This is a genomic window from Pseudonocardia xinjiangensis, assembly GCF_012911925.1.
In the GTDB taxonomy this organism is placed as follows: domain Bacteria; phylum Actinomycetota; class Actinomycetes; order Mycobacteriales; family Pseudonocardiaceae; genus Pseudonocardia; species Pseudonocardia xinjiangensis.
The window spans coordinates 13,078-35,514 of sequence record NZ_JAAXKY010000055.1 but is presented as its reverse complement, the minus strand read 5'-3'; the positions used below and the strand labels follow the sequence as shown (position 1 = coordinate 35,514).

17 protein-coding genes are annotated in these 22,437 nt (G+C 73.1%); 11 read left to right on the top strand and 6 right to left on the bottom strand.

What is annotated here, in order from left to right:
- Positions 1-17: 17 nt before the first annotated feature.
- Positions 18-662, bottom strand: coding sequence for an AmiS/UreI family transporter (locus tag HF577_RS17840; RefSeq protein WP_169397009.1), 645 nt, complete (start codon positions 660-662; stop codon positions 18-20).
- A 52-nt stretch (positions 663-714) separates the two neighbouring features.
- Positions 715-987: a hypothetical protein gene (locus HF577_RS17835; protein ID WP_169397008.1), complete on the bottom strand. Its 273-nt coding sequence runs from the start codon at positions 985-987 to the stop codon at positions 715-717.
- Between the two features lie 211 nt (positions 988-1,198).
- Between HF577_RS17835 and HF577_RS17830 the strand changes: the two genes are divergently transcribed.
- Positions 1,199-1,525 (top strand): DUF3099 domain-containing protein, encoded by a 327-nt coding sequence (locus HF577_RS17830; RefSeq protein WP_169397007.1) that lies wholly within the window; start codon positions 1,199-1,201, stop codon positions 1,523-1,525.
- A gap of 71 nt (positions 1,526-1,596) precedes the next feature.
- Here the strand turns inward: HF577_RS17830 and HF577_RS17825 are convergent, their stop codons facing one another.
- From HF577_RS17825 to HF577_RS17815, 3 genes are all read right to left on the bottom strand, one after another.
- Positions 1,597-5,742 carry a Pls/PosA family non-ribosomal peptide synthetase gene (locus HF577_RS17825; protein ID WP_211174442.1) on the bottom strand — a complete coding sequence of 1,382 codons (4,146 nt, stop codon included), beginning with the start codon at positions 5,740-5,742 and terminating at the stop codon, positions 1,597-1,599.
- A gap of 411 nt (positions 5,743-6,153) precedes the next feature.
- The gene (locus HF577_RS17820) at positions 6,154-6,519 is read right to left on the bottom strand and encodes an STAS domain-containing protein (RefSeq protein ID WP_169397006.1); all 366 of its coding nucleotides are present in this window, start codon (positions 6,517-6,519) and stop codon (positions 6,154-6,156) included.
- Positions 6,520-6,953: 434 nt separating this feature from the next.
- Positions 6,954-8,195: a PucR family transcriptional regulator gene (locus HF577_RS17815; protein WP_169397005.1), complete on the bottom strand. Its 1,242-nt coding sequence runs from the start codon at positions 8,193-8,195 to the stop codon at positions 6,954-6,956.
- A 118-nt stretch (positions 8,196-8,313) separates the two neighbouring features.
- Between HF577_RS17815 and HF577_RS17810 the strand changes: the two genes are divergently transcribed.
- The 8 genes from HF577_RS17810 (at position 8,314) to HF577_RS17775 (ending at position 17,748) form a co-directional block, all read left to right on the top strand.
- A complete protein-coding gene (locus HF577_RS17810) occupies positions 8,314-9,252 on the top strand; it encodes a squalene/phytoene synthase family protein (RefSeq protein WP_169397004.1) in 939 nt (312 codons plus the stop codon).
- Positions 9,249-10,160: a presqualene diphosphate synthase HpnD gene (hpnD, locus tag HF577_RS17805; RefSeq protein ID WP_169397003.1), complete on the top strand. Its 912-nt coding sequence runs from the start codon at positions 9,249-9,251 to the stop codon at positions 10,158-10,160. The genes HF577_RS17810 and hpnD overlap by 4 nt, the downstream gene beginning before the upstream one ends.
- Positions 10,157-11,545, top strand: a complete 1,389-nt coding sequence (gene hpnE, locus HF577_RS17800; protein ID WP_169397002.1) for a hydroxysqualene dehydroxylase HpnE — start codon at positions 10,157-10,159, stop codon at positions 11,543-11,545. Before hpnD ends, hpnE begins: the two co-directional genes overlap by 4 nt.
- Positions 11,542-12,570, top strand: coding sequence for a polyprenyl synthetase family protein (locus HF577_RS17795; protein WP_169397001.1), 1,029 nt, complete (start codon positions 11,542-11,544; stop codon positions 12,568-12,570). The genes hpnE and HF577_RS17795 overlap by 4 nt, the downstream gene beginning before the upstream one ends.
- Complete coding sequence (gene shc / locus HF577_RS17790; RefSeq protein WP_169397000.1) at positions 12,570-14,492, top strand: squalene--hopene cyclase; 1,923 nt, start codon at positions 12,570-12,572, stop codon at positions 14,490-14,492. The genes HF577_RS17795 and shc overlap by 1 nt, the downstream gene beginning before the upstream one ends.
- Positions 14,489-15,985: a 4-hydroxy-3-methylbut-2-enyl diphosphate reductase gene (ispH, locus tag HF577_RS17785; RefSeq protein WP_169396999.1), complete on the top strand. Its 1,497-nt coding sequence runs from the start codon at positions 14,489-14,491 to the stop codon at positions 15,983-15,985. The genes shc and ispH overlap by 4 nt, the downstream gene beginning before the upstream one ends.
- Positions 15,986-15,987: 2 nt before the next feature.
- Positions 15,988-16,992, top strand: a complete 1,005-nt coding sequence (hpnH, locus tag HF577_RS17780; protein ID WP_169396998.1) for an adenosyl-hopene transferase HpnH — start codon at positions 15,988-15,990, stop codon at positions 16,990-16,992.
- Positions 16,993-17,091: 99 nt separating this feature from the next.
- Positions 17,092-17,748, top strand: a complete 657-nt coding sequence (locus tag HF577_RS17775; RefSeq protein ID WP_169396997.1) for a VC0807 family protein — start codon at positions 17,092-17,094, stop codon at positions 17,746-17,748.
- A gap of 29 nt (positions 17,749-17,777) precedes the next feature.
- Here the strand turns inward: HF577_RS17775 and HF577_RS17770 are convergent, their stop codons facing one another.
- Positions 17,778-18,911, bottom strand: coding sequence for an MGDG synthase family glycosyltransferase (locus HF577_RS17770; protein ID WP_312859207.1), 1,134 nt, complete (start codon positions 18,909-18,911; stop codon positions 17,778-17,780).
- A gap of 41 nt (positions 18,912-18,952) precedes the next feature.
- Here HF577_RS17770 and HF577_RS17765 point away from each other — a divergent pair, with 41 nt between their 5' ends.
- Together HF577_RS17765 and HF577_RS17760 are read left to right on the top strand one after the other, a co-directional pair.
- Complete coding sequence (locus HF577_RS17765) at positions 18,953-21,460, top strand: wax ester/triacylglycerol synthase domain-containing protein (protein ID WP_169396996.1); 2,508 nt, start codon at positions 18,953-18,955, stop codon at positions 21,458-21,460.
- Between the two features lie 24 nt (positions 21,461-21,484).
- Positions 21,485-22,423 carry a DMT family transporter gene (locus tag HF577_RS17760; RefSeq protein ID WP_169396995.1) on the top strand — a complete coding sequence of 313 codons (939 nt, stop codon included), beginning with the start codon at positions 21,485-21,487 and terminating at the stop codon, positions 22,421-22,423.
- Positions 22,424-22,437 lie beyond the last annotated feature (14 nt).

Sequence of the window (22,437 nt, the reverse complement as noted above, 5' to 3'; positions counted from 1 at the left end):
CTTCCGGTGTGAACGGGTCACCCCGTCGCCGCGGGGACGGACGGGGCGGGCTTGGTCGGGACAGGCGCGCGAGGCGCGCGACGGCGGTCCCACACGAACAGCGCGCCGAACACGACGACGCCGCCGATGGCGAGACCGAGCGCAACGGCGTCCGGGTACCGCCACAGGTTCGTGAGCAGCAGGTACGCCGGGATCGCGGCCGTCACCCAGCCCTGGATGATCGTCACCCAGCCCGTGTAGCGCGTGAGGGACTCCCGTTTGAGGCCGAGCACCACGAAGAACAGTGCCCACAGGAACGCCCAGTACAGCCAGATGACGCCGAAGGGCCGGTCCCCGAGTATCTGGAAGTTCGCGTAGGAGTACCCGACCGCCGCGACGGCCACGAACAGCGAGAACCAGCCGACGCCGGTCGTGTCGAGCCCTGCCAGGAGCCCGATGCCGACGTAGAGGTAGGTGAAGCCGAAGAGGTACAGGCCCGACGCCGCCAGGATCACCTGCGGATCGCCCGCGGCGGTGAAGATCAGGTACGTCGGGGTGAGGACCTGCAGCCCACCGACGAAGAGGTTGATCGGCGCAGCCGCTCTACCGTCGACGGCCCCGATGAGGAGCAGCCCGTTGATGAACAGCACCGCTCCGACGTACAGCAGACCGACAATCGCCATCTCGTCCTCCTTGCTGCGCCCACGACCCGGCGGCGTGGCGGCCGGGCGTCTGTCAGGGCAGCGGTAGCGCGGTGGGTCGGAGGGCGGTGCCGGGGCGACGACGGGCGGCCTGCGCATTCACCACGACCACCTCGGGGACGTCCCGGCCGGCCTCCTCGCGCAGCCGGTGCCGGACGAGGCCCTGGCCGGTGAAGGTGGATGACAGCGGATGCCGGCGCCGTCGTGGCCACCGGCCGGTGGTGCGCGCCGCTCCGGCCGAGCTCATCGGTAGTGCGGCGACCCATGGGCCGCACTCCGGGCAGCGGTACTGGTACGTCGCCATCATGTCTCGCAGCTGTCCGGGGCCTCCCGAACCAGCTCAGATTAGGACGGCGCCCGCGGCTCGGGATAGCGCCGAACGGCCGTGGGGAAGGTGGCATTTGCCCTGTTGGGACGCGAGATGCTGCGTGCAGGCGGCGGAAGGGAGGACGATGATGGCCACGAGAACGTTCCGTTGTGCAGAGTCCCGCCTCCGGGACTGCCAGGAGGCAGCCGCGATGTCCACCACGCCGCCGGTCATCACCGACGCCGCCCCGTCCTTCCACGACGAGCAGGCCCGGCGCCGCCGCACCTACGTGATTCTCATGGTCGTCCACATCGTCGGCTTCGCCGCGTCGTACCCGCTGTACCTCTGGACGCCGGTTGCCGGGGTCGTGGCCGTCGTGCTCACCGGCGTCCTGCCGTGGGTCGCGGTTCTGCTGGCCAACGACGCCGGCCGCCGCGGTGGCGGACGCCGGGGTGTCGGTGGGACGAAGCGCACTCTGCCGTCGACGGCGGGCGCCACCCCGAGCGTCGTCGTGGTCCCGCGGCACGACGCCCCCTGACCCCGGCGCCGGGCACACGACGACGGCGGCACCGATACCGGCGCCGCCGTCGTGGTCGTGCGGGACCCGCGTCAGGCGGCGACGGCCGACGGTCCGCTGGCCGGTGCCGCGGGAGCCAGGGGAACCACCGGGGCGGCGACGGCCGGAGCCTCGGGCCGGCGCTCCGTGGCCGGGTTGCCGCCCCACCGGGTGAACGGCGCCGTCTCCTCGCCCTTGATGAGGAACGCGTCGGCGTCCAGCGTCGTGCCGTCGCCCATCGTGACCCCGTAGTGGACGAAGGACGCCACGCCGAGGACCACACCGGCGCCGAGGGCGGTGCGGTCGGACTTGAAGGTGCCGTCCTCCAGCGAGTGGCACTGGATCACGCTGAGGTTGTTGAGCACGGCGTCGTCCCCGATGCTGACCAGGGTCTTCTCCGGGATGCCGCAGCCGTCGTCGAAGACCCGGCGGCCGACGCGCACACCCAGCAGGCGCCACTGGAGGTTGCGGAACGGGGTGCCGGGGAAAAGGGGCGCCGCCAGCACCTTCCAGAGCCGCTCGTGGCGCCAGAAGTACGGGTCGTAGATCGACACGAACCGCGGGACGAGCGACCGGAACCCCGTGGCCGCGCGCTCCGCCACCGTCACGAAGAGGATGTTGAAGACCACGGCCGCGATGAGACCGACGGCGGTGGCGACCTCACCGAACCGGGAGTAGAAGGTCGCGGCCACGGTGGTGATCACGATCAGTGCGAAGAACTGCAGCCACCGGACCAGCAGGTACGTGGCCATGCTGGCGACGTTGTGCCGGTTCTTGGCGGCGAGGCGACGGCGCAGGACGCCCGGAGCCTTCAGGTGGTCGAACTCGCTGTCGCGGGCGACGCTGCGCGGGATCTCGAAGGGCGGCGAGCCGAGCAGGCCCACGTTCTCCCGCACCGGGCCGTCGATCGGCACCATGACCTTCGTGCCGAGCAGGACGTTCGTGCCGATCTTGGCGCCGGCCGGGTAGACGATGTTGTTGCCCATGAAGTTGCGCTCGCCGATCGCGATCCGCGACATCCGGAAGGAGCTGCTCGAGTAGTCGACGTTCCTGATCGCCAGACCGTCGGCGATCATCGTGCCGGTCCCGATGGTGGTCATCAGCGGCGAGTCCTGCTGGAGCTCGGTGCCGAAGTTCGAGCCGGTCTGCTCCACCACGGACAGGTCGTAGCCGAGGCCACGGGCGTAGCCGACCGCACCGGAGCTGTCCCCGAACATCCTCGTGAAGAACTGGGAGTTGCTCAGCCGGGTGATCACCGACGCGACGATGTGGTGGAAGCCGTAGAGCCGGTAGGTCCGGTCCGGCCGGACCAGCGGGCTGAGCAGCCGGGGGACGACGACCATCACGACGAGGAGCAGCGCCAGCACACCGAAGAACACGATCGCCGAGAGCGCCGCCATCGACAGGTAGAACGAGACGCCGGCGAGCGACGCCGTGGTGGGCTGGAAGAGGGTGTCGACCCCGGGAACCGCGGTGAGCAGGGTGATCACCGCGCCGAGGACGGCCGGCACCAGCAGCAGGGCGCCCACCATCTGAGCCGCGCCGTAGCCGAACCGGCGCAGGGTTGCGCGCGGGTGCGGCTCGACGGTCCGGTAGTTGGTGGTGGTGGGCTCGGCCGGGACGCCGTGCCACCGCTCCCCCGCGGGCACGGCCTGCCCGGAGTGCAGCGACGAGGAGTGCCCGAGCTGTGCGGCGTCGCCCATCGTCGTGCCGATCTCGAGCACGCTCGACTCGCCGACGAAGATGTCACGCCCGAGGGTGACCTTCCCGGTGCGCAGGACGCCGCTGGTGGCGTGGTAGCCGCTGAACGAGACGCCGCGACGGACCAACGTGTCCGGGCCGATGCTGATCAGGTCCGTGGCCACGGGGACGGTGCGCGACATGATGGTGGTGCCGCGGCCGATCTTCGCGCCCAGCGCCCGCAGGTACAGGTTGTAGACCGGGGACCCGGCGAACAGCACCAGCGGGTCGATCTGGATCAGGGTCTTGACGAGCCAGAAGCGAACGTGGCCGAGGCTCCACAGCCGGATCTCACGCTCTTTCCAGCGTCCCATCAACGTCCACTTGGCCAGGATCGGCAGCAGGCAGACCGCCACGAGCAGCCCTCCGGTGAAGAGGGCGGACCGGCCGAAGACGTCCAGCTGGGTGGCGCCCGACGACGACCACGAGAACCCGCGGTCCACGACGAGACCACCGAGGTAGGTGAACACCAGGAACGCCAGCAGCTGCAGCGCACCGGTCATCACGTAGCCGGCGGTGCTGGTCCGCACGACCGTACCGGTCGACGGGGCGGCAGCCGCCGGTGCCACGTCACCGAGGGTTGCGGCCAGCTTCCGGACGGTGGGGTGGCCGTAGATCTCGCGCATCGACAGCCCGGGAATCGCCGACTCCTTGCGCACCCGCGCCGAGAACTGGGCCATCAGCAGGGAGTTGGTGCCCAGGTCGTCGAAGAAGTCGTCCTCGACCGAGACCTGCTCGACGCCCAGCGTCCGCGCCAGCGCGGCGGCCAGGATCTCCTCGGCCCGGGTGGCCGGGGCCACGTGCTCGGTCCCCGTGGAGGCGGAGCGCCGCGTGGTGGGCGCGGGCAGGGCGCGGCGGTCCACCTTGTCCTGCGGCGTCATCGGGATGGCCGCGAGCTGCTCCAGGTACGCCGGCACCATGTAGGCGGGCAGGCGCTCCTTGAGGTGCGCGATGATCTCGTCCGGGTCGAGCGTGGCGGTGTCCGTGCGCAGGCTGTAGTAGCCGACCAGCTCCTTGGCGCCCGGCGTCGGTTCGAAGGTGTCCACCACGGCCGCGGCCACGCCGGGCACCTGCAGCAGCACCGACTCGATCTCGGTGAGCTCGATGCGGTAGCCGCGGATCTTGACCTGCAGGTCGATCCGGCCCATGTACTCGATCTCGCGCTCGGCGTTGACCCGGCCCAGGTCGCCGGTGCGGTAGATGCGGTGGGAGGGGTTGCCGGGGATGTCGAGGAAGTCGGGGATGAACGCCTTCGCCGTCAGGTCGTCGCGGTTGAGGTAGCCGGCGGCCAGGCCGACCCCGGCGATGCCGATCTCACCGATCTCGCCGTACGGGAGGGCGCGCGAGGGGTCGTCCCGGTCCAGGATCACGGTCGTGTAGGTGGGCAGGGGCTGCCCGATCGTGACCGGCCGGTCGGGGTGCAGCGTGGTCCAGGTGGCGGTCACGGTGGCCTCGGTCGGGCCGTAGACGTTCAGGAACCGCCGCCCCGGCTTGTGCCAGCGCGCGATCAGGTCCTGCGGGCACGCCTCCCCCGACACCAGCAGGAAACGCAGCAGCGGCAGGTCCTCCTCCAGCGTCGCCAGCAGCGTCGGCACCACACACATCGCCGTGACCCGCCGCTCGGTCAGGAACTCGTGCAGATCCAGCCCCAGCAGGCTCGAACCCGCCGGCTTGGGCACCAACGTCGCGCCCGCCACCCACGGCACCCAGATCTCCTCCACCGAGAAGTCGAACGCGATGGTCATGCCCTGGTAGACGCGGTCCTGCGTCCGGATGCCGTAGACCTCCGCGGCCACCCGCACGAAGTTGCAGATGCTCGCGTGCTCGATCGCCACGCCCTTGGGCCGGCCAGTGGTGCCCGAGGTGTAGATCAGGTAGGCCAGATCCTCCACCGGCTCACCCCGCTCACCCACCGAGAGCCGGGCCGCACTCTGCTCCGCAACGGCACCGGCCACCCGGTCGACATAGACCAGGCCGGGCGCGAAGTCCTCGAGACCCTCGACCCGGTCCCGAACGTGCGACAACGACAGCACCATCCGCACACCGGCATCGGAAAGGATGTAGGCGATGCGATCGGGCGGGAACGCCACATCCAAAGGCACGTACGCAGCATTGATCTTCAACACCGCCAGCATCCCGATATAGGAATGCACCGCCTGGTCGAACAACAACCCGATCCGGTCACCCGGCCGCGCCCCGTTCGCCAGCAGGTACCGGGCGAGGCGGTTGGCCCGCTCATCGAGCTCGGTGAAGGTCAGGGTGGTCTCACCGGCGTCGACGGCCAGGTGGCCGGCGTGCCCGGCGGCCCGCATCCCGTCGACCCGCTCCTCGAAGACCTGGTCGAGACGCTCGCCTCGATGGGTCCGGGATTCCTGCGCGTAGTCGGCAGCCACCAGCACAAGACCCGGACGCGGCCCCGGGCCGGGCATCGAACCGGGTTCCTGCAGCAGCGTGCTCACGATGTCTCCTCGACTTCCTGGCTACCGACCTGAACGGAAAAGGGCGCGCTGATACCCCACGGGTATCACCCGGCGACTCCACATGTGGAGGAGCTGAGAAAACTGGGACCGGCGATATGTGTGCCGACCCACACTGGTCGGGCCGCCGGTGAAAGTTACGCCCACTTACTACTACGCATCCAACGGCCGACCGGTTCGGCGAATTCCCGATTAAGTCGGAGCCGGCGCCGACAGGGGATTCACAAGATTCCCCGGGCGGCAGCGGGCCCGGCTGCGCCCGCGCGGGCAGGACGGCCACGCCCGGGCCCATCGGCCGGGCGTGGCCGGCACGAGCACGCGCCGCGCCGCGTCAGCGCGGTCGCGATCCGTCCGCCGCGTGCGGCGTCACCCGCGGCGGCGGCGCGCCGATCGTCATCCCGCGGTGGCGCTCTCCCGCGGCTCGGCCCCGGAGAGCACGTCGAACAGCCGCTTCACCGGACGGCTGGCCCCGGCGAGGTGCAGCGGGGGAAGCTCGTTGCGGGCGCGGCGCCGAGCGCTGGCGGCCAGCGGCTCCATCCCGTCACTGTCGGCGTAGGTGACGGCGGACAGGTCGACGTGCGAGGTGAGCGGGAAGATCTCCAGCAGCCGCAGCGCCTCGTCGAGCAGATCGGCGCTCGACATGTCGAGCTCCCCACCGACCAGCAGATGCACGCCGTCGCGGCGGTCGACCATTCGCCACCAGCTGGGCAGCATGCCCGGGTCGCTCGCGAGGTAGGCAGACGAAGAAGTTTCGATCACTGCTAGTCCTTTCCCCAGATTCGACCAGCGGGAGCACCACGGCGCAGCGGGACGGCCGCCCCCGCGACCGGCCCCGTCGGCACGCGGGTCCAGCCGCACAGCCGCACCCCCGACCGGCCCGGCCCGAATCTCGGCCCTGCCACTGCCCCCACCCCCCAAAACGGATATTGGTGACGGTTCCGTACCCGCCTGCAATACATGTTGTTTCAAGAGTACGACGATGGAACGTCGGCGCGCCCGCCGAAGATGCGAGGTGTCGCGCCGGTTACATGTGATAGCGCCGACGTTCCCCTGGTTCAGTGATCCGCTTTTCGTAAGCATTTCTAAATGCTGCGGAAAAGTTGGCAGCCACATTGCCGACAAAAGGGATGGAGCTCCTGCCGGAAGGCACCCGGACGGCGGGTGTCAGCCGGGCGGACGGAGCAGCCGACGGGTCAGCAACCCGGCCCGCTGGAGTCCGTCGCGGTCGCGCCGACCGGACCGGCCCCGATCGCTCTCGGTGCCGGCCGGGAGGGCTGCGGCGGCCCCCACGCCAGTGCGAGGACGAGCTGCGCCCGCGTGCTGGGCGAGTCGAGATCGTCCCCGAACAGCTCGTGCAGCTTCGCGAGGCGGTAGCGGACCGTCTGCGGGTGCACGTGCAGCTCCGCGGCGATGGCCCGCCGGTCGCCCATGTGCCGCAGCCAGGCGAGCAGCGTCTCGGACAGGCGCTCGCGCGACGCGGGCGAGGAGGTGGCCAGCGGGCCGAGCACGCGCGCCCGCAGCGCGTCGAGCAGGCCGGCGTCGCGGTGCACGATGATCGCGTCGAGGTGGTCGGCGGTGAACACGGGGTCGTCGACCAGCACCCCGCAGCGCTGGAGGCGGGCCGCCGTCTCGGCGATGTGCAGGCTGGCCGGGAGCCGGTCCGCGGTGACGGCCACGCCCACCACCGCCCGGGTGCCGCGCAGCACCGTCGCCAGCCGGCGCAGGTTCCGGTGTGACGGGTTGGGCACGATCGCCCCGAGCAGCGGCGGGCGGCTGAAGACGATGTTCGACGGGTCGAGGCGGGCGAGAGCCTGGTGCGCGGCCGGGCTGTCGGGCTCCACGAGGACCACGGCCAGCTCGTCGGGCAGGGGCCACTCGGCCCGCTCCGCCGCCGCCTGGACGGCGGCCCGGTCGGCACGGTCGGACAGCAGCAGCCCGACGAGCTCCTCGCGCAGCCGTTCGCGGGTGACCGCCGCCTCGGACTGCTCGAGGACGTAGCCGCGGGCCGAGGACGAGGAGAGCTTGTCGACGAAGAGGAAGACCGCCTCGGCCAGCGCCGCAACGGTGCGCGGCTCGACATCGTGCTCCACGGCCACGGTGGACACGTGGCGCCAGAACACCCGCGCCCCCATCTGGTAGGCCGACAGGAGGGTCGTCAGGTCGTTGCCCTGGCGCCACTGGATGCGGCCGATCTGTTCGAACAGCTCGCTCTCGACCCCACCGTCGGTGTTGCTGCTGGTGACCAGGGTGACCAGCCGGTTCAGCGCCGCGTCCGCCGCGACGCCGACCTCCTCCCGGTTGGCCGCGAGGAAGTGGGCATAGTCGGGCCAGTCCTCCTCCAGTGCCAGGCGCACCTCGTCCAGCAGCTCGGGCAGCCGCTCGACGAGCGCCGGCACCAGACCGGCCAACGAGGGATCTGGAACGTCCACACACATCTTCTACGCCTGTCCGGGCGTATCCAGCGCCCGAGTTGTACGAGATTGACAAAATCGCACCTAAATAATTAACCACAGATGCGCAGAGACGGCGGCAGTTCCCGGGCAACATCGGCTCATGCGCGAATCGCGGCCGGCCCAGGGTGCGTCCGCCATGCCGCTCCCCGGTGCCGAGGCGCGGCTCCGGCAGGCCGAGCAGGCCGAGAACTTCCCCGTTGCGCTCCGTGTGCTGCCCGCCCGGGTGCGCACCCGGCTGCACGCGGTCTACGACGTGGTCCGCACGATCGACGACCTCGGTGACGAGGCCGACGGCGACCGGGCCGCCGAGCTGCGCGCCTTCGCCGACGACCTCGGCACGGTCTGGTCGCCCGACGGCACCGGCCCCCGGGCGCCGGTCCTGCGCAGGCTGGTTCCCGTCGTGCGCGACGGCGGCCTGCCGCAGGAACCGTTCGACCGGCTGATCGCGGCCAACCTCCAGGACCAGCAGGTCACGCGGTACCGGACCTGGGACGAGCTGCTCGGCTACTGCGCTCTCTCGGCCGAGCCGATCGGCCGCCTCGTCCTCGCCGTGTTCGAGGTCGACGCCCCGCCGGGAGGAGCCGTCGAGCGCGCCGCCGACCAGGTCTCCACCGCGCTGCAGCTGCTGGAGCACTGGCAGGACGTCGCGGAGGACCGCGACCGGGGGCGCATCTACCTCCCGCTGGAGGACCTCGACCGCTTCGGAATCACCAATACGAGCGATGTCGCCGGCGCTGCCGTCGGCGAGGCTCGGCATGACCAGGGCGATCTGTGGTCGGCCAGCGCGTCACCCGCGCTGCGCAGACTGATCGCCCATGAGACCGCTCGCGCGGTGGCGTTGCTCGACGAGGGTGCCGCCGTCGTGAGGACCCTGCACGGCTGGGCCCGTCTCGCTGTCGCCGGCTACGTGGCCGGCGGCCGTGCTGCCGCCGACGCATTGCGTCGCGCCGAGTGGGATGTGCTGGCCGGCTCGCCGGCGGCCCGGCGGCGCGACGTCATCCGGCACCTCGTCCCCGAACTGATCCGGAGTGCTCTGTGACCCCGCCACGGACCCCCCTCGACGACGCCTACCAGGCGTGCGACGCCATCACCCGGCGGGAGGCCCGCAACTTCTACTACGGCATCCGGCTGCTGCCGCCCGCGAAGCGCGCGGCGCTCTGCGCGGTGTACGCCCTCGCCCGGCGGATCGACGACATCGGCGACGGGGACCTACCCACCGCGGAGAAGGTGAGCGCGTTGGCCGACGTCCGGCAGTCGCTGCGCAGGCCCCCGGACCCGGCCGACCCCGTGCTGGTGGCGGTGACCGACGCGGCGACGCGGTACCCGATCCCGCTGGGGGCGTTCGACGAGCTCGTCGACGGTGTGGAGGCGGACGTCGCGATGGACGCCCAGTCGGACACGGCGGCCTGCTTCTACGAGACGTTCGACGACATGGTCGGCTACTGCCGCTGCGTGGCCGGCTCGGTGGGGCGGCTGTGCCTGGGCATCTTCGGTTCCAGCCCGGACCCCGAGGCCGCCCGCTACGCCGACGTGCTGGGCATCGCGCTGCAGCAGACCAACATCCTGCGCGACATCCGCGAGGACCTGCAGCACGGCCGCATCTACCTGCCCCGCGCCGAGCTGGAGCGCTTCGGCGTCGAGCTGGTCCTCGACGAGCACGACGTGCTGGTCGACAAGACCGGCGGCCTGGCCGAGCTGATCACGTTCAGCGCGGAGCGGGCCCGCGGGTGGTACGCCGAGGGCCTGCAGCTGGTGCCGCTGCTCGACCGGCGCAGCTCCGCCTGCGTGACCGCGATGTCGGGCATCTACCGGAAGCTGCTGGAGGACATCGCGGCCGACCCGCCGTCGGTCTACCACCAGCGGCGGTCGCTCTCGGGCTGGCAGAAGGCCGCGGTGGCGGCGCGGGCGCTGTCGGGACGCGCTCCGGTGGGAGCCGGCACCTCATGAGTGCTCCTGTACGGGTCGGGGTGGTCGGCGGCGGTCTGGCGGGGATCGCGGCCGCGTTGCGCTGCGCCGACGCGGGCTGCGCCGTGACGCTGCTGGAGTCGCGGCCCCGGCTGGGCGGCCTCGCGTCCTCGTTCCGCCGCGGCGAGCTCGACGTCGACAACGGACAACACGTGTTCCTGCGGTGCTGCACCGCCTACCGCGAGCTGCTGCACCGCCTCGGTGTCACCGACCTGGTGACGCTGCAGGACCGGCTGGACATCCCCGTGCACATCCCCGGGCGGCGGCCCGGCCGGCTGCGCCGGTCCCGGCTCCCCGCGCCCCTGCATCTCGCGGGGGCGCTGCTGCGTCACCGCCCGCTCCCCGTCGTGGACCGCCTACGGCTGGTCGGGGCGGCGCTGGCGCTGCGCGGGGTCGATCCCGCCGACCCCGCCACCGACGCCGTCAGCTTCGGGCGGTGGCTCGCCGAGCACGGCCAGAGCCGCCGGGCCATCGAGGCGCTGTGGGACCTGGTCGGGGTGGCGACGCTGAACGCCGGGGCGGACACCGCCTCACTCGCGCCCGCCGCCACCGTCTTCCAGCTCGGGCTGCTCACCGACGCGGCGGCAGGTGACATCGGCTGGTCCCGGGTGCCGCTGGGCCGGTTGCACGACGACGCGGCGGGACGCGCACTGCGCGCGGCCGGGGTGCGGGTCCGCATCTCGACGAAGGTCCGCGCGCTCGAGCGGACAGCTGACGGCTGGCAGCTCAGCTCCGAACGGGAGGGCGAGAGGGTGGAGGAGACCGTGGTCGATCAGATGATCTGCGCCGTGCCGCCCGCGGCAACGGAACGGCTGGTGCCGGAGGGGGTGCTGGACCTGCCGGACGGGTGGTCCGCTGCGCTGGGCAGCTCGCCGATCGTCAACGTGCACGTCGTCTACGACCGGCGGGTGCTCGGCGTTCCCTTCCTGGCGGCTGTTGACAGCCCGCTGCAATGGGTGTTCGACCGCACGGAGCAGTCCGGGCTGCGCCGGGTGCACCCCGCGCCCGCGCAGTACGTCGCGGTGTCCCTGTCGGCGGCGGACGACCTGATCCGCACGCCGACCGCCCGGTTGCGGGAGCAGATGTTGCCTGCGCTGGCGGCGCTGCTGCCCGCCGCCCGCGACGCGCGGGTGCTGGACTTCTTCGTGACGCGGGAACCGCACGCCACGTTCCGCCCGGCGCCGGGTTCCGGTGCGTTGCGCCCGCCCCCCGCCACCAGGGCCGCCGGCCTGTTCCTCGCCGGATCGTGGACCGCCACCGGGTGGCCCGCCACGATGGAGGGCGCGGTACGCAGCGGGAACGCCGCGGCCGACGCCGTGCTCGCCGGTGCCGGCACGCCGGCCCGCGCGGAAGGGGTCGCGATATGACCGCGTCCACCGCCACCGACACCGCCACCGCCGTGCTCCGGCGGTGCCGCGAGATCGTCACCCCCGGGCTGCGGGCGGCCGTCGCCCGGCTCGATCCCGCGAGCCGCGAGCAGGCGTCCTACCACCTGGGCTGGACCGAGCTGGACGGTTCGCCCGGCAACGGCGGTGGGAAGGCCGTGCGGCCCGCGCTCGCGCTCCTGTCGGCCGAGGCGGCAGGCGCGACGGCCGCGGCGGGCCTGCCCGGTGCGGTCGCCGTCGAGCTCGTGCACAACTTCTCGCTCCTGCACGACGACCTGATGGACGGTGACACGGAGCGCAGGCACCGCCGCACGGTGTGGGCGCAGTGGGGTGCCCCCTCGGCGATCCTCACGGGCGACGCGCTGCTCGCGCTCGCCGTCGAGGTGCTGCTGGAAGCCGAGTCGCCACACGCGGCCCGCGCGGCCTGGCTGGTCACCGGCACCACCCGCGAGCTGATCCGCGGCCAGGCCGAGGACATCGCGTTCGAGCGGCGCACGGACGTCGCGGTGGACGAGTGCCTCGCGATGGCCGCGGGCAAGACCGGCGCGCTGCTCGCCGTGAGCGCGGAGGTCGGGGCGGTGCTCGCGGGCGCCGACGCTGCGCTCACCGCGGCACTGCGCACCTACGGTGCCGAGCTCGGGGCCGCGTTCCAGCTCGTCGACGACCTGCTCGGGATCTGGGGCGACCCCGCGGTGACCGGCAAGCCCGTGCTGTCGGACCTGCGCTCGCGCAAGAAGTCGCTGCCGGTGACCTACGCCGTGCACCACGGGGGGACGGCGGGGCGGGACCTGGCGCGCTGGCTCACTGGAACCGGCACGGACACCGAGCCCGAGCTGCGCCGCGCGGCCGCCCTCGTCGAGTCCGGCGGAGGCCGCGACTGGGCCGCGGCCGAGGCACGCAGGCGGATGTCGCTCGCCGAGAAGGCACTCGCGGGCGTCGAGCTTCCCGACGTCACCCGCGCCGAGCTCGTCGCACTCGGCCGTCACCTCACCGACCGGGAGTTCTGATGACCCTCACCGCGCCGGAGACCACCTCACGCAGTCTGCACTCGGCACTCGACGCCGCCGTCGGGTTCCTCCGGTCCCAGCAGGACGAGCAGGGCTGGTGGAAGGGCGAGCTCGAGACGAACGTGACGATGGACGCCGAGGACCTCCTGCTGCGGGAGTTCCTCGGCATCCGCGAGGACCAGGAGACCGAGGAGGCCGCCCGCTGGATCCGTTCCCAGCAACGGGCCGACGGCACCTGGGCGAACTTCCGTGGCGGTCCCGGCGACCTCTCGACCACCGTCGAGGCCTGGGTGGCGCTGCGGCTGGCAGGCGACCCGCCGGACGCCGAGCACATGCAGCGCGCGCAGAAGTTCGTGCTCGCGTGGGGCGGGGCGGAGAACAGCCGGGTCTTCACCAGGATCTGGCTCGCGCTGTTCGGGCTGTGGTCGTGGGACGAGCTGCCCGACATGCCGCCGGAGATGGTGTTCCTGCCGCGCTGGTTCCCGCTCAACGTCTACGACTGGGCCTGCTGGGCCCGCCAGACCGTGGTCCCGCTGACGGTCGTGGCCACCCTGCGCCCGGCACGGCCGTTGCCGTTCGGCATCGACGAGCTGCGCTGCCCGCAGGAACGGCTGACCCCGGGGCAGCGGCAGGCCGCCCGGCCGCGCCGGGCCCCGCTGTGGTCCTGGGCGGGGGCGTTCCAGCGTCTCGACACGGTGCTGCACCGTTACTCCCGCCACCCGATGCGGCCGCTGCGCAGGTTGGCGATGCGCCGCGCCGCCGAGTGGGTGCTCGCCCGTCAGGAGGCCGACGGCTCCTGGGGCGGCATCCAGCCGCCGTGGGTGTACTCGCTGCTCTGCCTGCACCTCCTCGGCTACCCGATGGATCATCCCGCGATGAAGGCCGGCATCACGGGGCTCGACCGCTTCCTGGTCCGCGAGCACACCCCCGACGGGTGGGTCCGCAGGCTGGAGGCCTGCCAGTCGCCGGTGTGGGACACCTGCCTGGCCGTCACGGCCCTGCTGGACGCCGGTGTCGCTCCCGACGACCCGGCCGTGGTGCGCGCCGCGGACTGGATGCTCGTCGAGGAGGTCCGCGTCACCGGCGACTGGGCGGTGCGCAGGCCGCAGCTGGCACCGGGCGGGTGGGCGTTCGAGTTCGACAACGACGGCTACCCGGACATCGACGACACGGCCGAGGTCGTGCTGGCGCTGCGCCGCGTCGCGCACCCCGAGCCCGCGCGGATGCGCGCGGCGATCGACCGCGGGGTGGACTGGACCGTGGGCATGCAGTCGCGGGACGGCGGCTGGGGCGCGTTCGACGCCGACAACACCCGCGAGCTCATCACGAAACTGCCCTTCTGCGACTTCGGCGCGGTGATCGACCCGCCGTCGGCCGACGTCACCGCCCACGTGGTGGAGATGCTCGTGGCCGAAGGGCTCTCGGGGTCGCAGGCCTGCCGCCGCGGCGTCGCGTGGCTGCTGGCCGCCCAGGAGCAGGACGGGTCGTGGTTCGGCCGGTGGGGGGCCAACTACGTCTACGGCACGGGCGGGGTGGTCCCGGCCCTCATCGCCGCCGGGGTGCCCGAGTCGTCGCCCGCGATCCGGGGCGCGGTGCGCTGGCTGGAGCTCCACCAGAACCCCGACGGCGGCTGGGGCGAGGACATCCGGTCCTACGCCGACCCGGCCTGGTCCGGGCGGGGAACGTCCACCGCGTCCCAGACGGCGTGGGCGCTGCTCGCGCTGCTCGCGGCCGGTGAGCGCTCGGACACCGTCGAACGCGGGGTGCGGTGGCTGGTCGACACGCAGCTCGACGACGGCTCGTGGGACGAGCCGGAGTTCACCGGCACCGGGTTCCCCGGCGCCTTCTACATCCGCTACCACCTCTACCGCATGGTGTTCCCGGTCTCGGCGCTCGGCCGGTACCTGGGCGGACAACGATGACCACCCCCGTCGTGTGCACCCCGCTGCGGGTGGAGCGGGCCGCCGTCGCCGCGCCGCTCGGCGCCACCGAGGTCCTCCGCACGGGGTTCGGCCCGCGCCGGGCGGCCACCGCGGCGGCCGCGCTCGCGGCGACCGGGCCGCGTCCCGTCCTCGTCGTGGGGGTCGCCGGCGCGCTCGACGACCGGCTGCGCCCCGGCGACCTCGTGGTCGCCGACGAGGTGCGGCGCGACGGGCACGACCCCGTCCCGGTGCCGACCGCGGCCCCGTTGGCGGCGGCACTGCGCCGGTGCGGGCTGCGCGTCCACGTCGGCCCGGTCCTCTCCAGCCCCGTCGTGGTGGACGGGGCCCGCCGCGCCGAGCTCGCCCGCAGCGGCGCGCTGACCGTCGACACCGAGTCGGCCTGGCTCGCGGCCGGAGCAGGCGGTGGACCGTTCGCGGTGGTCCGCGCCGTGGTCGACACGCCGTCGGCGGCCCTGTACCGCCCCGGCACGGTCGTGCGCGGAGTGGCCGCCCTGCGGTGCCTGCGCCGCGCGGCGCCCGCGCTGCGCGACTGGCTGGCCGCCACCGGGCCGCGGACCGTCGAGCTCGCCGAGCCGCGGTCGTTCTGCGCGGGGGTCGAGCGCGCCATCGAGGTCGTCGACCGGGCGCTGGTCCGCTTCGGGGCGCCGGTCTACGTGCGCCGCCAGATCGTGCACAACGCCCACGTGGTGCGCGGGCTGGAGAGCCGCGGCGCGGTGTTCGTCCAGGAGGTCGAGGAGATCCCGCGCGGAGCGGTCGCCGTGCTCGCCGCCCACGGGGTCGCCCCCGCGGTACGCGACCAGGCCAGGGTGCGCGACCTGTCGGTGATCGACGCGACCTGTCCGCTGGTCGCCAAGGTGCACACCGAGGTCCGCCGGTACTCCGACCGCGGCAACACCGTCTTCCTGATCGGCCACTCCGAGCACGAGGAGGTCGAGGGCACCGTCGGGGAGGCGCCGGACGACGTCGTCGTGGTCGAGGACGTCGCCGCCGCCAGGACGGTGCAGCCCCGCGACGCGGGCCGGGTGGCGTACGCGATGCAGACCACGCTCGCCGTCGACGAGGCCGAGGAGATCGCCGACGTGCTGCGCGGGCGGTTCCCCGGCCTGGCCGGGCCCCGGCGCGACGACATCTGCTACGCCACGACCAACCGCCAGCGCGCGGTGCGCGCCGTCGCCGCCACCGCGGACCTGGTGCTGGTGGTCGGCTCGCCCAACTCCTCGAACTCGCGACGGCTGGCGGAGGTCGCCGGCCGCGACGGCGTGCCTGCCCACCTCGTCGACGACGTCGGCGAGCTCGACCTGCGCTGGCTCGCCGGGGTGCACCGCGTCGGTGTCACCGCCGGTGCGTCCGCGCCCGACCACCTCGTCGACGACGTGGTGTCCTGCCTGTCCGGTCTCGGACCGGTGACCGTCACGACGGCCACCACCGGGACCGAGTCCATCACATTCACCCTGCCCAAGGAGGTGAGCTGACCATGCCCATGCCCATGCGCCAGTCCATTCGACTCGCCACGTACCTGATGAAGCAGAAGATCAAGCGGGTGGAGAAGTTCCCGCTCCTGGTCGAGCTGGAGCCGCTGTTCGCGTGCAACCTCAAGTGCGCCGGCTGCGGGAAGATCGAACAGCCCGCGTCGCTGCTGAAGCAGCGGATGTCCGTCGAGCAGGCGGTCGGCGCCATCGAGGAGAGCGGCGCGCCGATGGTCTCCATCGCCGGTGGCGAGCCGCTGATGCACAAGGAGATCGACGAGATCGTCCGTCAGCTGCTCGCCCGCGGGAAGATCGTCTTCCTCTGCACGAACGCGGTGCTGCTGCCCAAGCACCTGCACCGCTTCACCCCGCACAAGAACTTCGCGTGGATGGTGCACATCGACGGCCTGCGCGACCGCCACGACGCCTCGGTGTGCAAGGACGGGGTGTTCGACCAGGCGGTCGACGCGATCAAGCTGGCGAAGGAGAAGGGGTTCCGGGTCAACACGAACACCACCTTCTTCAACACCGACACGCCGCAGGACGTGATCGACGTCCTCGACTACCTCAACGACGAGCTCGGCATCGACAACATGCAGATCTCGCCGGCCTACGCCTACGAGAAGGCCCCCGACCAGGAGCACTGGCTGGGCGTCGAGCAGACCCGCGAGCTGTTCCGCAAGGCCTTCGACGGGGGCAGGCGCAAGAAGTGGCGGCTCAACCACTCCCCGATCTTCCTCGACTTCCTCGAGGGCAAGGTCGACCTCGCCTGCACCGCGTGGGCGATCCCGTCCTACTCGCTGCTGGGCTGGCAGCGCCCCTGCTACCTGCTCGACGACGGCTACGTGCAGACCTACAAGGAACTGGTGGAGGACACGGACTGGTCGGCCTTCGGACGGGGCAACGACCCGCGCTGCGAGAACTGCATGGCCCACTGCGGGTACGAGCCCTCGGCGGTCTTCGCAACTCTCGGCTCGCTGCGCGAGTCGCTGCGCGCCGCAGCGGGTACCTGATTGCGGGGGGCCGGTCGAATCGGACGATGAGCCCGTTATCGCCTCGTTACCGGTGTCACTACACTGCTTGCACCCCGTGGTCAGCCGGAGAGGCAGAGCATGTTGCAACACCGCATTACGGTCCACCTTCCCCCGGTCGGGTCGTTGTTACGGCATGCGGGCATCCCGCTGCTGGAGTCCACACTGATCCCGCTGGCCCTGTTCTGGGTGCTGTTCACCCAGGCCGGGTTCGACGCAGGGCTGTACGCCGCGCTGGGCTGGTCCGGGCTGGCGATCGGCCGCAGGCTGGTCATGCGCCAGCGGGTCCCGGTGGTCCTGCTCATGAGCACGATGCTGCTGGTCGTGCGCACCGTGGTGGGCCTGTGGACGGGCAGCGCCTTCCTCTACTTCCTGCAGCCCACGGTGCAGAACTTCGTGTTCGCCGTGGCGTTGCTCGTCACCCTGGGCTTCGAGCGTCCGCTGCTGGCGAAGCTGGCCGACGACTTCTGCCCGTTCCCGGAGGCACTGACCGGGCACCCGCGCATCAAGCGCTTCTTCAAGCGCGTGTCGCTGCTGTGGGCGTGCGTGTTCCTGGTGAACGGCGCCACCACGCTCGCCGTGCTCGCCACCCAGACCGTCGGCAACTACCTCGTGGTCTCCACCGCCGGGTCGTACTCGATGGTGGCGCTGGGCATCGGGCTGTCGCTCTGGTGGTTCCGCCGGTCGCTGGCGGGCGAGGGCATCCGGCTGCGGATCGGCGCACCCGCCGCGGCCTGACGCCGCTCCGGCCGCGCACCGCCCAGCGGTCAGACCCGCAGGGCGAGCGCGGCCAGCTCGTCGTCGAGATCGGCGCGGCCGAACTCGGCCGCGCGGGCGGCCAGTGCCGCCCGCGCGCCGGGGTCCTCCCGGAGCCTGCGCACCGCGGCGGTCACCTCGGCGGGGGTCCGGCAGACCACCGCGAGCCCGGCCGCCGCCGTCATCGCCGCTCCGGCCCGCCCATGGCCGGGGATGGGGGCGGCGAACAGCACGGCACGCCCGACGGCCAGGGCCTCGGTCGCGATCACCCCGCCCGCCGTGGTGACCACGAGGTCCGCCGCGGTGATCTCCTCGGCCACCCGGTCGGTCCAGCCGCGGGCGACCAGCCGGTCGGACGGCAGCCCGCGCGCGAGCAGCCGGGCCCGCAGCCGCTCGTTGCGGGCGCACAGGACCACCGCCTGCACGTCCTCCCCACCGGCCAGTACCGCATCCACCACCCGCTCGAGGCCTCCGAAGCCCAGCGACCCCCCGGTGACCAGCACGACGAACGCGTCCGTGCGCAGGCCGGTGGCGGCCCGGGCCGCGCTCGGGTCACCCGGCCGGAAGCGCCGGTCGACCGCCGCGGGCACCACCCGCACCTCCGCCAGCGGAGCGACGGCCCGCGCCTGCTCCCGGGAGGCGGGCAGCAGCGTCCAGGTCTCGTCGAGGTCGGGCCACACCCAGAACGGGTGCACGGCCACGTCGGTCACCACCGCGACCGCGCGGCCCGGCAGCCGGCCCCGCCGCCGCAGCCAGGCCAGCCCTCCGGAGATCATCGGGTAGGTCGAGATGACCAGGTCGGGCGACGCCGCCGCGATGACCGGTTCGAGCGACCGGCCGATGCCGCCTGCGGACATCGCCTTGAACACCTCGGCGGCCTTCGGGAACCGGACCAGCAGGTCGTAGCCGATCCCGTAGAGCCGCGGGACGAACCGCAGGGTCAGCCGGTAGGAGACCCGCAGCAGAGCGTCCCGCGACCCGCGGCCGGTGCTCTCGACCTCGAGCACCTCGGCGTCCGGCCAGAGCACGCGCATCCGCGCCGCCAGTGCCCGCGCGGCGGCGACGTGCCCCTCGCCGACCGGCGCGGAGAGCAGCAGCACCCGCGCCGGGCCGCCCGACCCACCCGCTCCTCCTGCATCGTCCACAAGCGCACGCTAGCGGCGCATCGACTCCCCGGTGGGGTGGCATGAACACGGACACCCCCACGACCACGGCGACGAGCACCCGGACCGGACCCGCCCCGGCGCCCGGCCCGGCACACCCGCGACGGGTCCTGCTGGTCACCGGCGGCATCGGCGAGGGCCACCACGCCGCCGCCCGGGCCGTCGAGGAACGGGCCCGGCGCGCGTGGCCGGGCGTCGAGGTCGTGTGGACCGACACCCTCGACGGGATGGGCCGGGGCACCGGGCCCGTCTTCCGGGCGATCTACGCCGGCTGCATGCGGCGGTTCTCCTGGCTCTACGAGCTGTACTTCTGGCTGCTCTGGCACGTGCGCCCGTTCCGCGCAGGCACCCGAGCCGTGATCGGGGCGTGGAGCGGCCGCGGCCTCGCGCGGCAGCTGGCCCGCCACTCCCCCGACCTCGTCGTGGCCACCTTCCCCGAGGGCATCACGGGACTCGGCGCGCTGCGCCGCCGCGGCAGGCTGCCGATGCCCGCCGTCGCCGTGATGGCCGACCCGGCGCCGCACCCGCTCTGGGTGGACCCCGGCCTGGACCTGCACCTGGTGTCCACCGGCGCGGCGGCGGCACTGGTGCGCCGCGCCGCCCCGGACGCCCGGGTCCGGGTGGCGGCCCTGCCCGTCTCGAGCCGGTTCACCCCACCACCCGTCGAGGCTGCCCGAGCGCGCCCGCAGGTGTACGTGTCCTGCGGCTCGATGGCGTTCGGCGACGTCGCGGCGGCGTGCGCCGCCGTCCTCGACGCCGGTGCGGACGTACTCGTGAGCAGCGGCCGCAACGCCGCTGTGCGGCGCAGGCTGTGCGCCGTCGGCCGCGCCCACCCGCGCGGGGCGGCGATGCGGGTGGTCGACTGGGTCGACGACCCCGCTGCGGCCACCCGGGACTGCGACGTCGTCGTGGCCAACGCCGGCGGCGCCACCACGCTCGAGGCGCTCGCGTGCGCACGCCCGCTCCTGCTGTTCGCACCGATCGCCGGGCACGGGCGCGCGACCGCCGCGCTGCTCGCCGACGCCGGGCTCGCCCGCGTGTGCCCGGCACCCGCCGACCTCACGGCGGCGCTCGCCGACCTCGCCCGCGACGGCCACCGCGAGGCCCTCGTCGCGTCACTGCTCGCCCGCCTCGACGGCACCGACCTCACCGCCGACGTCGCGGCGCTCGCCGACCTCGCCCGGCTCCGGGCGCAGCCCCGGGCCACGCCGGGCCCACGGCACCCGCGGGTGCGCTCGCAGGACGCGTTGTTCCTGCACGCCGCAACGCCCGAAGTACCCCAGCAGGTGGGCGCGCGCATCCTCATCGAGGACCCCGACGGCCGCGACGACTGGCCCGGGGCACTGGCCGGACTCATCCGCGACCGGGTCCCTGACATCCCGCTGCTGCGCCGGCGCCTGCTGCGCCCCCGGCCCGGACGGCCGTTGCGCTGGCTCGACGACGACACGCCCGACCCCGGCCGGCACGTGCGGCCCGGCATCGTCGAGATCGGGGCCGACGGCACCGCCCCCACCTGGGACGACGCCCTCACGGCGTTCTTCGCCACGGTGGTCGACCCGGTGGCGACCGGGTGGGAGCTGCAGGTGGCCCGCGACCGGGCGGCCGGCGAGATCGCCGTGCTGGCCAAGGTGCACCACGCGCTGGGTGACGGCCTCGCCGTCACCGACGCGCTGATCCGGCTGCTGAGCGACGAGATCACCCCGGCCACCCCCGACCGGCCCCGGGGCACCCCGGACGAGCCGGCGGGCGTGGCCCACCGGCTCCGCCGCGCCGCCGTGGTCGTCCGGGGGGTCGCGAGCCTCGCCCTCGCCGGTGGCGCCGGGGCGTCACCGCTGGCAGGGCGCGTCGCCGGCACGGCCCACCGGCGCGCCGGCGTGTGCCTGGACGGCGCGCAGGTGCGTGCGGCGGCGCGGGCGCACGGCGTCGGCACCACCGTCCTGTTGCTGGCCGTCGTGGCCGAGACCCTGCACACGCTGCTCACCGAGCGCGACCCGCAGGCCGTGCCCGTGGCGGTGCGCACCATGGTGCCGATGACCACCCGCACCAGCGCCACGGTGGGCAGCCGCGCGCTGGGCAACCGCACCGCAGCCGTCTCGATCGACCTGCCGACCGGCCCGATGTCCCCGGCCGAACGCGTCGCGCGGGTGGAGAAAGCGCTGGCAGCGGGCTCGTCGGCCGGGCAGCCCGATGGTGCGGCCGCAGTGCTGCGCGTGCTCGGACTGCTACCGTGGCGGCTGCAGGCCCAGCTGGTGCGCCTCGCCTACGGGCGGCGGTTCTTCCACGCACTGGCCTCGGTCATGCCGGGCTCGCGGCGCCCGTTGCACTCGCGCGGCGGCCTGATCCGCGAGGTGTACCCGGTGCTGCCGCTGGCCGACGGGGTGGGGCTGGCCGTCGGCGCGCTCCACTGGGGCCGCACCACAGCGATCGGGATCACCGCTGATCCAGGGCTGATACCCGAGATCGGGGGAATTCCCGACCGGGTCAGGGCGTCGTTAAGCGCTGTGCAGGGTCGTGTGGACCGAGTTGACTGAGGGGGCTGGGGGCTGGAGGTGGTGATGGACTCGGGAACAGCGTTGGTGATCGCCGTGCCGGCCGCAGTGCTGGGCGCTGCCGGGTTCGGGCTGGCCAGCGCCGCGCAGCAACGGGCGACGCACGAGGTGGCGGTCGCTCCGACCCTCAGCCCGCGGCTGATCGTCGAGCTGCTTGCCCGTCCGATGTGGCTGCTCGGCCTGGTGGCCACGATCGTCGCCCTCGCCCTGCAGATCGTCGCGCTGGCCTTCGGGCCGCTCGCGGTGGTGCAGCCGCTGCTCGTCACCGGGGTCGCCTTCGCCTCCGTGTTCGCCGCGCTGATGAACGGGCGGCGGCCCGACGCGCTGATCCTGCTCGGTGCGCTGCTCTGCGCGGCCGGGCTCTCGGCGTTCCTGCTGCTCGCCCGGCCCACCGAAGGCAGCACCGACGGCGAGTTCAACCTCATGGCCGGCCTGCCGTTGGCGATAGCACTGGCCGTACTGGTGCTCGGCTGCGTGTTCTACGCGGCCACCGTGGAGCACTCGTCGCGGGTGCTGGCACTGGCGCTGGCCACCGGCGTCCTCTACGGCGTCACCGCCGGGCTGATGAAGGTCATCACCGGGCAGCTGCGGGTCGGGCTGGACGAACCGTTCCGCCACCCGGTGCTGTACGTGGTCTGCATCATCGGCCCGATGGGCTTCCTGCTGAGCCAGAACACCTTCCAGGCCGGGCAGCTCGTGGCACCGGCCGTGGCCGTGATCACGAGTGTCGACCCGGTGATCGGGGTCCTCATCGGCGTGAGCTGGCTCGGCGAGCGGCTGGACAGCTCCCCGTCGCTGCTCATGGGCCAGTACCTCGCCGCAGCCGTGGTCATCGGCTCGATCGCGCTGATCGCCGTGCGCGGCCACCACCTGCTGCAGCGCCGGGAGATCCTGGCCGACCGCCCGCTCGTGATGCGCCGCGGCGCGGGACCCGTCGCCCGATGACGTCCCTCTGCTGC

What these genes read in the sequence shown, in the direction of transcription:
- HF577_RS17840 (WP_169397009.1), bottom strand. Translation starts at nt 662, where the DNA reads ATGGCGATTGTCGGTCTGCTGTACGTCGGAGCGGTGCTGTTCATCAAC.
- HF577_RS17835 (WP_169397008.1), bottom strand. Translation starts at nt 987, where the DNA reads ATGATGGCGACGTACCAGTACCGCTGCCCGGAGTGCGGCCCATGGGTC.
- HF577_RS17830 (WP_169397007.1), top strand. Translation starts at nt 1,199, where the DNA reads ATGTCCACCACGCCGCCGGTCATCACCGACGCCGCCCCGTCCTTCCAC.
- HF577_RS17815 (WP_169397005.1), bottom strand. Translation starts at nt 8,195, where the DNA reads ATGTGTGTGGACGTTCCAGATCCCTCGTTGGCCGGTCTGGTGCCGGCG.
- HF577_RS17810 (WP_169397004.1), top strand. Translation starts at nt 8,314, where the DNA reads ATGCGCGAATCGCGGCCGGCCCAGGGTGCGTCCGCCATGCCGCTCCCC.
- hpnE (WP_169397002.1), top strand. Translation starts at nt 10,157, where the DNA reads ATGAGTGCTCCTGTACGGGTCGGGGTGGTCGGCGGCGGTCTGGCGGGG.
- HF577_RS17795 (WP_169397001.1), top strand. Translation starts at nt 11,542, where the DNA reads ATGACCGCGTCCACCGCCACCGACACCGCCACCGCCGTGCTCCGGCGG.
- shc (WP_169397000.1), top strand. Translation starts at nt 12,570, where the DNA reads ATGACCCTCACCGCGCCGGAGACCACCTCACGCAGTCTGCACTCGGCA.
- ispH (WP_169396999.1), top strand. Translation starts at nt 14,489, where the DNA reads ATGACCACCCCCGTCGTGTGCACCCCGCTGCGGGTGGAGCGGGCCGCC.
- hpnH (WP_169396998.1), top strand. Translation starts at nt 15,988, where the DNA reads ATGCCCATGCCCATGCGCCAGTCCATTCGACTCGCCACGTACCTGATG.
- HF577_RS17775 (WP_169396997.1), top strand. Translation starts at nt 17,092, where the DNA reads ATGTTGCAACACCGCATTACGGTCCACCTTCCCCCGGTCGGGTCGTTG.
- HF577_RS17765 (WP_169396996.1), top strand. Translation starts at nt 18,953, where the DNA reads ATGAACACGGACACCCCCACGACCACGGCGACGAGCACCCGGACCGGA.
- HF577_RS17760 (WP_169396995.1), top strand. Translation starts at nt 21,485, where the DNA reads ATGGACTCGGGAACAGCGTTGGTGATCGCCGTGCCGGCCGCAGTGCTG.